This window comes from Actinomadura rugatobispora (assembly GCF_042656285.1).
Taxonomy (GTDB): Bacteria; Actinomycetota; Actinomycetes; order Streptosporangiales; family Streptosporangiaceae; genus Spirillospora; species Spirillospora rugatobispora.
This window is the reverse complement of sequence record NZ_JBHSON010000078.1, coordinates 75,106-88,852: the sequence shown is the minus strand read 5'-3', so window position 1 is coordinate 88,852 and position 13,747 is coordinate 75,106. Positions and strand designations below refer to the sequence as shown.

General features: G+C 71.8%; 15 protein-coding genes. 8 read left to right on the top strand and 7 right to left on the bottom strand.

All coding sequences use genetic code 11. The features are described from left to right. Positions 1-493: 493 nt before the first annotated feature. From ACFPZN_RS40945 to ACFPZN_RS40935, 3 genes are all read right to left on the bottom strand, one after another. On the bottom strand, positions 494-814 hold the full coding sequence (locus tag ACFPZN_RS40945) for a hypothetical protein (RefSeq protein WP_378287970.1): 321 nt from the start codon (positions 812-814) through the stop codon (positions 494-496). Positions 815-825: 11 nt separating this feature from the next. Beyond that, on the bottom strand, positions 826-1,917 hold the full coding sequence (ychF, locus tag ACFPZN_RS40940; RefSeq protein ID WP_378287969.1) for a redox-regulated ATPase YchF: 1,092 nt from the start codon (positions 1,915-1,917) through the stop codon (positions 826-828). Between the two features lie 82 nt (positions 1,918-1,999). Further along, positions 2,000-3,007 carry an alpha/beta hydrolase gene (locus ACFPZN_RS40935; RefSeq protein WP_378287968.1) on the bottom strand — a complete coding sequence of 336 codons (1,008 nt, stop codon included), beginning with the start codon at positions 3,005-3,007 and terminating at the stop codon, positions 2,000-2,002. Positions 3,008-3,164: 157 nt separating this feature from the next. Between ACFPZN_RS40935 and ACFPZN_RS40930 the strand changes: the two genes are divergently transcribed. Continuing rightward, positions 3,165-4,463, top strand: coding sequence for a DNA recombination protein RmuC (locus ACFPZN_RS40930; RefSeq protein ID WP_378287967.1), 1,299 nt, complete (start codon positions 3,165-3,167; stop codon positions 4,461-4,463). A gap of 56 nt (positions 4,464-4,519) precedes the next feature. Further along, positions 4,520-5,083, top strand: a complete 564-nt coding sequence (locus ACFPZN_RS40925) for a DUF6542 domain-containing protein (RefSeq protein WP_378287966.1) — start codon at positions 4,520-4,522, stop codon at positions 5,081-5,083. A 14-nt stretch (positions 5,084-5,097) separates the two neighbouring features. Here the strand turns inward: ACFPZN_RS40925 and ACFPZN_RS40920 are convergent, their stop codons facing one another. After that, a complete protein-coding gene (locus ACFPZN_RS40920; protein ID WP_378287965.1) occupies positions 5,098-6,066 on the bottom strand; it encodes a 4-hydroxy-3-methylbut-2-enyl diphosphate reductase in 969 nt (322 codons plus the stop codon). A gap of 235 nt (positions 6,067-6,301) precedes the next feature. Here ACFPZN_RS40920 and ACFPZN_RS40915 point away from each other — a divergent pair, with 235 nt between their 5' ends. The 3 genes from ACFPZN_RS40915 to ACFPZN_RS40905 are packed head-to-tail and all read left to right on the top strand — an operon-like array spanning position 6,302 to position 8,552. Beyond that, positions 6,302-6,997: a DUF8129 domain-containing protein gene (locus ACFPZN_RS40915; protein WP_378287964.1), complete on the top strand. Its 696-nt coding sequence runs from the start codon at positions 6,302-6,304 to the stop codon at positions 6,995-6,997. 40 nt (positions 6,998-7,037) lie between these two features. Next, positions 7,038-8,294, top strand: coding sequence for an exodeoxyribonuclease VII large subunit (xseA, locus tag ACFPZN_RS40910; protein WP_378287963.1), 1,257 nt, complete (start codon positions 7,038-7,040; stop codon positions 8,292-8,294). A 45-nt stretch (positions 8,295-8,339) separates the two neighbouring features. Beyond that, positions 8,340-8,552 (top strand): exodeoxyribonuclease VII small subunit, encoded by a 213-nt coding sequence (locus ACFPZN_RS40905; RefSeq protein ID WP_378287975.1) that lies wholly within the window; start codon positions 8,340-8,342, stop codon positions 8,550-8,552. Between the two features lie 6 nt (positions 8,553-8,558). Here the strand turns inward: ACFPZN_RS40905 and ACFPZN_RS40900 are convergent, their stop codons facing one another. Together ACFPZN_RS40900 and ACFPZN_RS40895 are read right to left on the bottom strand one after the other, a co-directional pair. After that, entirely contained in the window at positions 8,559-9,221 is a 663-nt protein-coding gene (locus tag ACFPZN_RS40900) for a DUF4245 domain-containing protein (RefSeq protein WP_378287962.1), read from the bottom strand. A 20-nt stretch (positions 9,222-9,241) separates the two neighbouring features. Further along, entirely contained in the window at positions 9,242-9,907 is a 666-nt protein-coding gene (locus ACFPZN_RS40895) for a TetR/AcrR family transcriptional regulator (RefSeq protein WP_378287961.1), read from the bottom strand. Positions 9,908-10,086: 179 nt separating this feature from the next. Here ACFPZN_RS40895 and glpX point away from each other — a divergent pair, with 179 nt between their 5' ends. Further along, a complete protein-coding gene (gene glpX / locus ACFPZN_RS40890) occupies positions 10,087-11,118 on the top strand; it encodes a class II fructose-bisphosphatase (protein WP_378287960.1) in 1,032 nt (343 codons plus the stop codon). Positions 11,119-11,282: 164 nt separating this feature from the next. Here the strand turns inward: glpX and ACFPZN_RS40885 are convergent, their stop codons facing one another. Continuing rightward, entirely contained in the window at positions 11,283-11,900 is a 618-nt protein-coding gene (locus tag ACFPZN_RS40885) for a DUF1707 SHOCT-like domain-containing protein (RefSeq protein ID WP_378287959.1), read from the bottom strand. A gap of 85 nt (positions 11,901-11,985) precedes the next feature. Here ACFPZN_RS40885 and ACFPZN_RS40880 point away from each other — a divergent pair, with 85 nt between their 5' ends. Then, positions 11,986-12,939 carry an ABC transporter ATP-binding protein gene (locus ACFPZN_RS40880; RefSeq protein ID WP_378287958.1) on the top strand — a complete coding sequence of 318 codons (954 nt, stop codon included), beginning with the start codon at positions 11,986-11,988 and terminating at the stop codon, positions 12,937-12,939. Then, entirely contained in the window at positions 12,936-13,727 is a 792-nt protein-coding gene (locus ACFPZN_RS40875) for an ABC transporter permease (RefSeq protein WP_378287957.1), read from the top strand. Before ACFPZN_RS40880 ends, ACFPZN_RS40875 begins: the two co-directional genes overlap by 4 nt. Positions 13,728-13,747 lie beyond the last annotated feature (20 nt).

Here is a 13,747-nt window from a genome sequence, read left to right as displayed (position 1 = left end):
AACTGTTCGCCTGTGAGGTCGGTTAAGTGAACATGCGGGCAATCCAAGTGATCCGGCTTGACGGTTTGTGCTGGTCCCTGTACTTTCAGTAGCGCAATCTGGGACGCCGGGTTCGATGTCAGCGTGCGGGGCCCCCTTTCCACCGGAGTGATGGCCTGGGGCCTCCCCGTCGCCTCTGGTCGAGCCCACATGGCCAGGTCGCACAGGGAACCGGCCTCCCGGGAACGGACCACGCACAGGATGCGTGTCGCCGCCCCGGGGTTGAGTACGCCGGGGACCAGTGCGTCCAAGACCGTTCGGGGCGCGCGGCTGAGCAACTCATGCACAGTCCTTAGGAACGGTTTGAGACAAGCACCATGGTGCTTGATGACCACATGGCGCGGCGGCGCGCACTTTCTTCCCAATGAATCCGGCATCGTGTCCACTTCGCGACACATCACCGTAACCCTCGCATCACTGGCGGTGTACGCCGCCCCGCCGTGCGGTCGACTGCTCAGTACTCGCCGCGCCTCATCATCGCGTTGAGGGCGCTCGCGTGGTTGGCGCCCTCTCCGGTCTGGGGACTGAGCGCCGCGGGCGTTGGAGGCCGTCTCAGCAACGTACGGGCGCACTCCAGGACCTCACCCGCGAGGTCTTCGTACGGCACGTCCCCACCGAACCGCGACAGCGCCCACGAGTGCTGGATGTGGTCCAGGGCGATCCCCATGGCGACGGTGTCGCCGCTGCGCAACAGTTCGAGCATCGGACGGTCGGCGCCGATCGCCTCACCCTCGGCGCAGCCCCGCCAGTAGAACGACGTCGCGGCCAGACTCATCCGCGAGGGACTCAGACGTTGAAGCGGAATTCCACCACGTCGCCGTCCTGCATGACGTAGTCCTTGCCCTCGATGCGCACCTTCCCGGCGGTGCGCGCGGCGGCCATGGACCCCTCGGCCACCAGGTCGTCGAAGGAGACGACCTCGGCCTTGATGAAGCCGCGCTGGAAGTCGGTGTGGATGACGCCCGCGGCCTCGGGCGCGGTGTCGCCCTTGCGGATCGTCCAGGCGCGCGACTCCTTGGGCCCCGCGGTCAGGTACGTCTGCAGCCCGAGGGTGGCGAAGCCGATCCGGACGAGCTGCGACAGGCCGGACTCCTCCTGGCCCATGCCCTGGAGCAGTTCGAGGGCCTCGTCGTCGGGCAGCTCGATCAGCTCGGCCTCGATCTTGGCGTCCAGGAAGATCGCCTCGGCCGGGGCGACCAGCTCGCGCAGCCGGGCGCGCAGCGCCTCGTCGGTGAGCTCCTCCTCGTCGAGGTTGAACACGTAGAGGAAGGGCTTGGCGGTGAGGAGGTGCAGCTCGCGCAGCAGGGCCAGGTCGATGCCGGCGCGCTCGGCGCCCGCGAACAGGGTGACGCCGTCGTCCAGCAGCTTCTGCGCGGCGGCGACCGCGTCGACGACCGCGAGCTTGTCCTTGTCCTTCTTGGTCCGCGCCTCCTTCTCCAGGCGCGGCAGGGCCCGCTCGATCGTCTGGAGGTCGGCCAGGATCAGCTCGGTGTTGATCGTCTCGATGTCGCGGAGCGGGTCGGTGTCGCCGTCCACATGGGTGACGTCGGGGTCGTGGAAGGCCCGGATGACCTGGCAGATCGCGTTGGTCTCGCGGATGTTGGCCAGGAACTTGTTGCCCAGCCCCTGCCCCTCGGAGGCGCCCTTGACGATCCCGGCGATGTCGACGAACTCCATGGTCGCCGGAATGATCTTCTGGGAGCCGAAGATCTCGGCCAGCCGCTCCAGCCGGGGGTCGGGCACCCCGACGACGCCGACGTTGGGCTCGATGGTCGCGAACGGGTAGTTGGCGGCCAGCGCGTCGTTCTTGGTCAGCGCGTTGAAGAGCGTGGACTTGCCGACGTTGGGCAGACCGACGATTCCGATGGAGAGGCTCACGGCGGACAAGTTTATGGGCCCGCCGGACCACACGCGGACGACGGCCGGGTGAACGTCCCGTCAACCCGGAACGCCCGCGAGCTCAGGATTCGACGGTGCGGAGGAACTCGGCGACGTGCCGGAACGCCGCCCGGCCCTCGGGGACGAAGTCGGCGAACACCGTGAAGACGTGCATGAGCCCGTCCCATTCCTGGTACGCGGTGGTCACTCCGGCGGCCCTGGCGCGTTCGGCCAGGTCGCGGGTGTCGTCCCGGAGGATCTCGCTGCCGCTGGCGACCAGGAGCAGCGGCGGCAGCCCGGTCAGGTCGGCGTGCCGGGTGGCCAGGAGGAGGTCGTCCTCGTCCTTGCCCGCGCAGAAGCGGCGGCCGAGCCAGGCGAGCTTGGCGGCCGGGATGACGGCCTCGCTGCGGGCGTTGAGGCGGTGCGAGTCCGCCGCGCACAGCAGGTCGACCCATGGCGACAGGCACAGCGCGGCGGCGGGCAGCCCGATCTCGCGCCGCTTGAGGGCCAGCAGCAGGGCGAGGGTGAGGTGGCCCCCGGCCGAGTCCCCTCCGACGACGATGTCTCGAGGCGCGTAGCCGTTGCGCAGGAGGAAGTCGTAGGCGGCGAGGGCGTCGTCCAGGGCGTCCGAGGGGGTGTGCTCTGGGGCGAGCCGGTAGTCCAGGGCGAGGACGGGCCGTCCCGTGGACGCCGACAGCCTCCAGGTGGACGGCCTGTAGAGACGGGCGCTTCCGAAGAAGTAGCCGCCCCCGTGCAGGTAGAGGAAGACCTTGCGCTCGTCGGGCGCCCCGGCCCGCACCCACTCGGCCGTACACGTACCGAGGTCTTCCTGGGCGATGGAAACACCGCGCGGTACGGCCTGGAGAGCCGCCGCGAGCTCGGCCGCACGCTGGAAGCGGAGCAGCCCGTCCGCGGAGTCGGGAAGGGACGACCAGACCCCCTTCACCAGGGCCCTGACCGCCTGGCCCGTGAGACGGGCCTGCGCGCTGGGAGGGCCGCCGGGTTCCAGCGCGAGCCTCCGGGCGACCCGTCGTTCCGTTCGCGTCCTCGGCACGATGCGGACGTTGCGCGTACCGGTGCTGGTGGTCATGCTCTCTCTCCTCGCTCGGCGGGGGTGTGAACGGTCCCGGGCGGCACCGCTCATCCGGTTTGAGGATGTAAGTGAACGCTGAGTCTAATTGTCCGGTGCCGGGTGCGTCTCGGCGCGTCGCACCGGAACCGCCCGCCTCCACTGTCACGATGAAGGGATGGATCTCGCGCTGCTCGTCGGTCTGGCCCTCGGGACGGCCCTCGGCGCGGTGGTCGGGTTCGCGCTCGCGACCGGCCGCCAGGGCGCCCTGATCGCCCGCGCCCGCGCCGCCGAGGAGAAACTGGCCTACGCCGAGGAGCGGATGGCCGAGCACTTCGAGAACCTGTCCGCCAAGGCACTGGACGCCAGCAACCAGCGTTTCCTGGAACTGGCCGACGCCCGTCTCAAGGCCGCCGGCGTCGAGGCCGCCGGCGAGCTGGAGCGCCGCAAGCAGGCCGTCGAACACCTCGTGGCCCCTCTCAAGGACACCCTCGCCAAGGTGGAGGCGCAGCTCCGCGAGGTCGAGACCGGCCGCCGCGAGTCGCACGCGATGCTGGCCAAGCAGGTCGACTTCGTCCGGCAGAGCTCCGAGCAGCTCCGCGGCGAGACCCAGGCGCTGGTACGGGCGCTGCAACGCCCCGAGGCCCGCGGCCGCTGGGGCGAGCTCCAGTTGCGCCGCGTCGTGGAACTGGCCGGGATGACCCACCACTGCGACTTCGACGAGCAGGCCACCGCCTACACCGAGAACGGCACCGTACGGCCCGACATGGTCGTCCGCCTCGCCGGGGGCAAGAACATCGTGGTCGACTCCAAGGTCTCCCTGGCCGCCTACCTGGAGGCCGCCGAGACCGGCGACCCGGTCCGCCTGGACGCCCACGCCCGCCACCTCCGCGACCACGTCGACCGCCTCGCGGCCAAGTCGTACTGGCAGGCGTTCAGCCCCGCCCCCGAGTTCGTCGTCCTGTTCATCCCCGGGGAGGCGTTCCTGGCGCCCGCGCTCGACCGCGACCCCGGCCTCCTGGAGTACGCGATGCGGCGCCGCGTCCACATCGCCACCCCGACGACCCTCGTCACGATGCTGCGGACGGCGTCGTACGCCTGGCAGCAGGCCGCCCTGTCCCGCAACGCCCGCGCCGTGTTCGACCTGGGCAAGGAACTGTACGAGCGCCTCGGCACGCTCGGCGGGCACGTCGACGAGCTGGGCCGCTCCCTGACCAGCGCGATCAAGTCCTACAACCGCACGGTCGGGTCGCTGGAGACCCGCGTCCTGGTCAGCGCCCGCAAGCTGAACGAGCTCGGCGTGGTGGACGCCCCGCTGGAGGGCCCCGCCCCCGTGGAGGAGAGCCCGCGCGCGCCGTCGGCCGCCGAGCTGACCGGCGAACCCGGCGGGCCCCCGGAGTCGTCCACCGAAGCGGTAGGTTTCGGCGGGCGGGCCGTCCCCGACCGCATCGATCACCGGGAAAGGTGGCGGCCATGAGTTCACCGCCGGTAGGCGACGCGCCCCCGGGCGCCTCGCCGGACGCAGGGGGTCGTGTGCGACGTCAGCGGGGCGGGACCCGCAGGGATCCGGGCTCGCGCGCCAAGTCCGCCGGGCCCTCGGTCACCCTGACCGGGCGCGGCGGAGTGGTGGTCCTGTTCGCCATCTCCCTGCTCGGCGCGCTGCTCGGCCGCTGGCTGGACCTCGGCGTCCTGGCGGGCGGGAGCTTCCTGGCCGGCTGCGCCCTGGCCGCGCTGGCCACCCGCCAGGCCGACCTGCTCACCCTGGCCGTCAGCCCGCCCGCGGTCTTCCTGGCCGTCACCGTCCTCGCGGAGACCATCACCGGCCTGGGCGGACCGTCCCCGCTGCGCGGCATCGCCCTGGGCGTGCTGACCGCCCTGGCGGGTACCGCCCCCTGGCTGTTCGGCGGCACCCTCCTGGTGCTGGTGATCACCGTCCCGCGCGGCCTCCCCGCCAACGTCCGCGAACTACGCGGCAGGCTGGCCGGCAGCCGCCTGTTCGACCAGGAAGAGAACGAGAACCCCGTCCGCTGGGAGGAGCCGCCCGCCCGGTCGCGCTCCCGGTCCCGGCGCCGCCTCTCCCACGACGAGACCGACTGACCGCTGCGCCGTCCTCAGCCGACAGGCGTGATGCGCAGGTTCTTGCGGAGTTCGTGGGGAAGGGCGAAGCGCATGCTCTCCGGGACGGACTCGACCTCTTCGACGTCGCCGTAGCCGCGCTCGGCCAGCCAGGCCAGGACGCCCTGGACGAGTTCGTCCGGGACGGAGGCGCCGCTGGTGACGCCGACCGTGGTGACGCCCTCCAGCCAGGTCTCGTCGATGTGCTCGGCGTAGTCGACCAGGTGGGCGTCGTCGGCGCCGTGCTCCTTGGCGACCTCGACGAGCCGCACCGAGTTGGAGGAGTTGGTGGAGCCGACCACGATCACCAGCTGGGCGTGGGCCGCGATCTGCTTGACGGCGGTCTGGCGGTTCTGGGTGGCGTAGCAGATGTCGTCGGACGGCGGGTCCATCAGCTTGGGGAACCGCTCGCGCAGCTTCTCGACCGTGGCGATGGTCTCGTCCACCGACAGGGTGGTCTGCGACAGCCAGGCGACCCGCTCCGGGTCGCGGACCTGGACGTTGGCCACGTCGCCGGGGCCGTCGACCAGGTGGATGTGGTCGGGGGCCTCGCCGGTGGTGCCGATGACCTCCTCGTGCCCCTCGTGGCCGATCAGGAGGATGTCGTAGTCGTCCTTGGCGAACCGGACGGCCTCCTTGTGGACCTTGGTGACCAGCGGGCAGGTGGCGTCGATGGTGCGCAGGCTCAGGCCGCGGGCCTCCTCGTGGACGACGGGGGCGACGCCGTGCGCGGAGAAGACCACGATGGCGCCCTCGGGGACCTCCTCGGTCTCGTCCACGAAGATCGCGCCGCGCTCCTCGAGGGTCTTCACGACGTGCACGTTGTGCACGATCTGCTTGCGCACGTAGACGGGGGCCCCGTACTTCTCCAGGGCGATCTCGACAGTCTCCACGGCCCGGTCCACGCCCGCGCAGTAACCACGCGGCTTGGCGAGCAGGACACGGCGCTGGCTGTTGGAGGTCATGTGCCCCATCGTACGAGCCGTCCCAGGCGTCCCGTACCGCCCGAGCCGTGACGCTCGGGGCACTCCGGGGAGGTAGGCCGGTGCCTGCCGGGATGTGACCCAGCGCACGACACTGTTGACCAATATTCCATTAACCCGGGGTGACCCCTATCGGGACGATGCGGCAAAGTGATGCTTGACAGACGGTCCAGTATCGACCCGGTCCGGTGATGGGGACAGCAGGGAGATGGAGACGATGACGAGATCGCCGCGCCGCCTCAAGCAGCAGGTGCAGGACACGGTGGGCGAGCAGGTCCGCGACCTCCCGCTGCACGCCGTCCGGCTGGCCATGTTCGGCGTCGGCCGGGCCCTGCTGCTCAGCGACCGGCTGACCAAGGACTACAAGGAGATCACCGAGGGCGGCGGGGTGCGCCCGGTGATCGGCCGGCTGCGCGAGGACGTCCAGCACACCGCGGAGAAGGTCGTGGGCGGCGTGGTGGAGCGGGTCCGCGGCGCGGACGGCGCCGAGCCCGAGCCCGAGCCGGAGCCGCGGCGCGCGCGGCCCGCCCGCGTGGCCGAGGCGCCGGCGAAGCCCGGGACCGGGGGCGACGGGGAGATCTCGATCGGCAAGCCCAAGCCCGCCGCGAAGGCTGAGCCCAAGCCCGAGCCGGCTCCCGAGCCCGCGGCGAGGCCCGAGCCCAAGCCCAAGCCCGCGTTCGAGCCCAGGCCGGAGAGCAAGCCCGCCGCGCCCGCCGAGGCCGAGAAGGTGGCGGCCGACCTGCCCGTGCCGAACTACGACGCGGCCACCCTCCCGCAGCTGCGCGCCCGGCTCCGCGGCCTGTCGTCCGAGCAGGTGAAGCTGCTGCGCGAGTACGAGCGCAAGCACGCCGCCCGCCCCGACGTCCTGCGCATGTACGAGAACCGCATCGCCAAGCTCAACGGGCTGAACTGAGCGAACCCCGGCGGCCGTCCGGGGCATAGGCTGACGTGCCATGGCCATGGAGACGTCCGCGGAGTCCCCCGTTCCGGTCCGCACCGTCCTGCAGGCGGTGGGCGGCTGGATCGGCAAGCTGGGCCGCATCTGGGTCGAGGGGCAGATCACCGACCTCAACGCCCGCGGCGGCACCTGCTACCTCACCCTCCGCGACCCCGTCGCCAACATGTCGGTCCGGGTCGTCGGCCCCCGCGCGGTCTTCGAGGCCGCCGGGCCCGCCGTGACCGACGGCGCCCGCGTCGTCGTCCACGCCAAACCCGACTTCTGGATCAACCGCGGCACCTTCTCCCTCAGCGCCCTGGAGGTCCGCCCGGTCGGCGTCGGCGAACTGCTGGCCCGGCTGGAGCGGCTCAAACAGGTGCTGGCCTCCGAGGGCCTGTTCCGGCCCGAGCGCAAGCGGCCGCTGCCGTTCCTCCCCGGCAAGATCGGGCTGATCACCGGCCGCGACTCCGACGCCGAGCACGACGTGCTGCAGAACGCCCGCCGCCGCTGGCCCGCCGTCGACTTCCGGGTCGAGAACACCGCCGTGCAGGGCTCGTACGCGGTCGGCGAGGTCATGGACGCGCTGCGCCGCCTGGACGCCGACCCCGACATCGAAGTGATCGTCATCGCCCGCGGCGGCGGATCGATGGAGGACCTGCTGCCGTTCTCCGACGAGGCCCTGGTCCGGGCGGTCGCGGCGGCCCGCACCCCCGTCGTCAGCGCCATCGGGCACGAGCAGGACTCCCCCATCCTCGACCTGGTCGCCGACGTCCGCGCCTCCACCCCCACCGACGCCGCCAAGAAGACCGTCCCGGACGTGCGCGAGCAGCTCCAGCTCGTCCGGCAGCTGCGCGACCGCGGACGGCGCTGCCTGGCCGGCGGGATCGACCGGGAGACCGCCTGGCTCCAGGCGGTCCGGTCGCGGCCCGCGCTGGCCGACCCGATCCGGGAGATCGAACGGCAGTCCGAGCAGGTCCTGGCGCTGCGCGACCGGGCCCGCCGCTGCCTGTCCGGCGCCCTGGACCGGGCCGCGGACGAGCTGTCGCACACCCGCGCCCGGCTGCTGGCCCTCTCCCCCGCCTCCACGCTCAGGCGCGGCTACGCCATCGTCCAGCGGGAGGACGAGTCCGTCGTCCGGGACGCCGCGGGCGTCGGCAAGGGCGACCGGCTCCTGGTCCGGCTCGCCGACGGGCGCCTCGCGGTGACCGTGGACGACGCCGCGCCCGGCGACACCGCACCCGGGGACACCGGTTCCGGGCCGTCCGGGCCGTAGGGTTGACGCGTGACCGAAGCGAAGCCCGGGACGGCCGGGGAACGGATGTCGTACGAGCAGGCCCGCGACCAGCTCACCGAGGTCGTCAAGCGCCTGGAGACCGGCGGGCTGACCCTGGAGGAGTCGCTCGGCCTGTGGGAGCGCGGCGAGAAGCTCGCCGCGATCTGCGAGGAGTGGCTGGAGGGCGCCCGCGCCCGCCTGGCCGCCGCCATGGCCCGCCCGGAGAACGGCGACGACGGCTCCGCCGCCCCGTTCTGACCCCGCTCAGGAAGGGCGCGGCGAGGGCGCCAGCGACGCCCCCTGCTTCGGCTGCGCCTTCAGCGCGCCCGCCAGCACGGCCAGCTCCTGGAACGACGCCGTGCCCGTCACCACCAGCGTCACCCCGTCCGGGAGCGTCCGCACCAGCGACCGGGCGTTCTTGTCCTTGCGGTGATGCTGCGCCCAGGACACCCCGCCGACCTGCATCGTGCCGATCGTCTTCTTGATGCTGGTCATCCGCGGGACGTACGCCGACGCCTTCTCGTTGCTCTGCTCCAGCGCCGCGTACTCGTCGGACGGCGTCACGAACCCCAGATGCCACGCCACCGGGTCGTCGGTGTTCAGGCCGTGCACCCGCGAACTGGTCGGCCGCCACCCCGCCGGAAGCCCCTCCGGGGCGTGCACCGTGTACGGGGCGTCGCTCCGCATCGCCCACAGCTGCGAGCTGTAGTCGGCCGTCGGGAGCAGCTCCTCGTCGCTGCGCGGCGTGACCAGGTAGATCGCCCCCACCAGCACCAGGCAGGCCGCCATCGCCAGCGTGAAACCGCCCAGCCCGGTCGTCAGCCGCTTGTAGACCCCGGGGCTGACCTGAACCGACCCCCGTCCGCCCGCGGCGGGAGCCGGGGACTCGGCGGCGGTGGAGGTCGAGGAAGTGGTCTTGTCGGTCACCCTTCAAGCATCCCGTACGGTCAGCCCTGCTCCGTACCGGGGTTCCTGATCGTCCCCACGATCGCCATGATGTCGCCGGCCAGCCGCCGCGAGGCGTCCTCGTCGTCGCTGCCCGACACCTCCGACACCGCGCCCGCCATCGCGCCCGTCAGCACGATCACCAGCGCCTCGTCCACGCCGCCGTCGGCGGTGTGGAACAGGGCCGCGTTGCGGCGCGCCCACTTGTTGAGCCGCTGCCGCATCACCCGGTCGAAACCGGGCGGCCCGTCCCCCGAAATGAACAGCCGCGCCACATGCCGCTCGGTCAGGCAGCCGTCGAGATACGCGCCCGCCCCGGCGATGAACAGCCGCATCGGGTCCTTCTCACCGGCCTCCCGCACCGCGTTGATCGCGTCCCGGGTGCGCTCCTGCTGCCGGACCTGGAACTCTTCGAACAGCGTCAGGTACAGGTCGGCCTTGCCGTTGAAATGGTGGTAAAGGCTGCCGACGCTGGCCCCCGCCTTCGCGACGATGTCGGTCACCGCCGCCTGCGCGAACCCCGACTCGCTGAACACGTCGCTGGCCGCGGCCAGCAGCGCGCTGCGCGTCGCCGCCCCGCGGTCGGAGGTCCGGGCGGACGATCCGCTCCCGGAGGAGTTCCCATCCGCGGTCACCCCGCCGGCCGAGAGGTCGATGTCGCTGCTCATGGAAGCTGAGATTACGCCCTCTCACCGTGGGGAAACGATCCCTTGCACTCGCTGAGGCCGAAATCGGGCCCCGCGGACCCCGCGACCCGACCGCCGATCGCTGGTCTGGTCCAATTTGTGGCACGGCACGGGCGACCCGGAGAATCCGTGTCACCAACTGACCGAAAGGGCTGCCTCGCATGTCCGACGACACCATCCCCTCGCCGCTCGCCACCGAGCCCGCGGCCCCGGACCGCAACCTCGCGCTGGAACTGGTCCGGGTCACCGAGGCCGCGGCGATGGCCGCCGCCCGCTGGGTCGGCCGCGGCGACAAGATCGGCGCCGACGGAGCCGCCGTGAACGCCATGCGCCAGCTGATCAACACCGTGTCCATGCGCGGCGTGGTGGTCATCGGCGAGGGCGAGAAGGACAACGCCCCGATGCTGTTCAACGGCGAGGAGGTCGGCGACGGCAGCGGCGCCGAATGCGACGTGGCCGTCGACCCGATCGACGGCACCCGCCTCACCGCGCTCGGCATGAACAACGCCATCGCCGTCCTCGCGGTCGCGCCCCGCGGCTCCATGTACGACCCGTCCGCGGTCTTCTACATGGAGAAGCTCGTCACCGGCCCCGAGGCCGCCGACGCCGTCGACATCGAACGCCCCATCGGCGACAACATCCGCGCCGTCGCCCGCGCCAAGGGCTCCTCACCGCAGGACGTGACGGTCGTCATCCTCGACCGTCCCCGGCACGAGGCCATGGTCAAGGAGGTCCGGGAGGCCGGCGCCCGGGTCAAGCTGATCACCGACGGCGACGTCGCCGGCGCCATCATGGCCGCCCGCGAGGGCACCGGCACCGACCTGCTCCTCGGCATCGGCGGCACCCCCGAGGGCATCATCGCCGCCTGCGCGATCAAGGCACTCGGCGGCGTCATCCAGGGCCGCCTCTGGCCCCAGGACGACGCCGAGAAGCAGAAGGCCATCGACGCCGGCCACGACCTCGGCCGCGTCCTCACCACCGACGACCTCGTCACCTCCGAGGACGTCTTCTTCGCCGCCACCGGCATCACCGACGGCGAACTCGTCGACGGCGTCCGCTACCGCAAGGGCTCCGCCACCACCCACTCCCTGGTCATGCGCTCCCGCAGCGGCACCATCCGCACCGTCGCCAGCGAACACCAGCTGAACAAGCTGAGGGCCTACAGCACGATCAACTTCGACAGCGCTGTATAGCCCGGGGGGCCACCCCCCAGACCCCCAGGCGGGGCGGGCGCACCCTTCCGCTCGCCTGGGGGCTCGCTTCAGGGCACACCCGCCCCGGCAAGGGGCTCCGCCCCCTGCACCCCCGGCAGGGGGGCTCCGCCCCCCTGCACCCCCCGCCGTCACCGGAGAGGGGCTTACTCCCCCTCACGCCATGAGAGGCGTTTGCGCAGGCGGGTTCTGAGTCTTTGCTTGGGGGCTCGGGCCTTGATCGAGCCGAAGACGAAGGTGCCGCCGACCTCGATCGTGGGGCCCTCGGGGGCGGGGCGGGTGCGGACCTCGCGGGTGCTGAGGATGGTGCGGCCGGTGACGTTCACCTGGACGCCCTCGGGGACGACGATGCGGACGCGGCCGCCGACGATCAGCGAGTCGAGGACGATGTGGCGGCGCTGCAGGACGGCCTCGCGCAGGTCGAGCTCGACGGTGCCGAAGAGGGCCAGCAGGGGGAGCTTGACCGGGACGACCCAGCGGCCCTCCCGCCGCATCCGGCCGAAAAAGGCCGAAACCGGACGGTCGTCGACGAGGATGGGCTGGGCCTCCTCGGGGCTGAGGTCGCCGGTGAGGCCGGTGAGCTCGCCGAGGGTGCGGGCCTGGTAGGCGCGGGTGGTGCGTTCGGAGTGCTCTTCGAGGGTGAGCCGCCCGTCGGCGAGGGCCTCGCCGAGGACGCTGACCACCCGTTCGCGATCGGCGTCGGAGGCGCGCAGGTCGCGCACGTTCGTCGCCTGCTCGGCGGGGCGGCGGATGGGCGTGTCCACGGGTCAAGGGTAGCGGGGCGTCCGGCGGGGCGACCCCGCGAAAACCTGTGGGGCTTTGTCCGTCCTCACGCATAGTGTGGCGAGCATGACGGTTCAGCGTCACGCAATCGCGACCGGGGAGGGGACCGGCGGCCGTTCGGCCATCCGCCTGCGCGGGGTGGTCAAGCGGTTCGGTGACTTCACCGCCGTGGACGGCCTCGACCTGGAGGTGGCGGCCGGGAGCTGCCTGGGCCTGCTGGGCCCGAACGGCGCCGGAAAGTCCACGACGATGAAGCTGCTCACGGCGCAGGCGCGGCCGGACGAGGGGTCCATCGAGGTGCTGGGGTTCTCGGTGCCGCGGGAGTCCAAGCGGGCGCGGGCGGCGATGGGCGTCGTACCGCAGCAGGACAACCTGGACGAGGAGCTGACCGCCCGGGAGAACCTGGAGGTGTTCGCGCACCTGTACCGGGTGCCGCGGGCGCGCCGGCGCCAGGCGGTGGACGACGCGCTGGAGCTGGCCCATCTGACGGCGCGGCAGCGGACCAAGGTCGACGATCTTTCCGGCGGGATGCGGCGCAGGCTGCTGATCGCCCGCGGGCTGGTGCACCGTCCCGCGCTGGTCCTGCTGGACGAGCCCACGGTGGGCCTGGACCCGCAGGTGCGGGCGGAGCTGTGGGGGCTGATCGACGGGCTGCGGACGGCCGGCACGACGGTGCTGATGTCGACGCACTACATCGAGGAGGCCGAGCGGCTCGCCGACGACTGCGCGCTGATGTCGCACGGCCGGGTGGTGGCGCGGGGCGGCCCGTCCAAGCTGATCGAGGAGCATGCCGGGCAGCTCGTGGTGGAGCATTACGGGCCGCCCGTCCGGCTGGAGGAGGTCGAGCGGCTGGCGCACGCGGCGGGTCTGACGACGCGCCGTACCGGCCCGTCGGTGTCGGTGCTGAAGGCCGAGACCATCCCGCCGTCCCTCGACGAGGAGCTCGGCCCCGACGGCGTACGACGCGCCGCCAACCTGGAGGACGTGTTCGTGGTGCTCACCGGGGAGCGGGTCGAATGACGGCGGAGACACAGACGCCCCTGCGCCGGTTCGAGATGGCGCCGGTCCGCGGGATCTGGCGGCACGAGCTGGCGCTGTTCAAGCGCTACTGGGGGTCGCAGTCGTTCGCGTCCATGGTCGAGCCGACCTTCATGCTGCTCGCCTTCGGGTACGGCTTCGGCTCGATGGTGGCGGCGGTCGGCGACTACCGCTACCTCGACTTCGTGGCCACGGGCGTGGTGGGCATCGCCGCGCTGTTCACCTCGGTCTTCCCGGGCATGTTCAACGGCTACATCCGGCGGGTGTTCCAGCACACCTACGACGCGATGCTGGCCGCGCCGGTGGACGTTCACGAGCTGGTCACCGGGGAGGCGCTGTGGATCGCGGCCAAGTCGGCCGTGTACGCCTGCACCCCGATCATCGTGGCCATGTTCTTCGGCCTCGACCCGTCCTTCGGGATGCTCCTCGTCCCCTTCATCGTGTTCGTCACGGCCCTGGGCTTCGGCCTGTTCGGAATGTGGACGTCGGCGGTGGTGCCGTCGATCAACTCGTTCGACTACGTGATCACCGGCGTGGTGACCCCGCTGTTCCTGATCGCCGGGACGTTCTTCCCGATCGGGTCGCTCCCCGAGTGGGCCCAGAAGGCGGCGCTGGCCAACCCCCTCTACCACACGGTCGAGCTGATCAGGCACGCCGTCTTCGGCCTCGAGCCCCTCAAGGACCTGGGCCACCTGGCGGCCCTGCTGGTCTTCGCGTCCCTCATGTGGATCATCGCCGTGCGAGGAATGCGCCGCCGCCTGATCGCGTGACCGTGGAGGGGCCGTGTTCA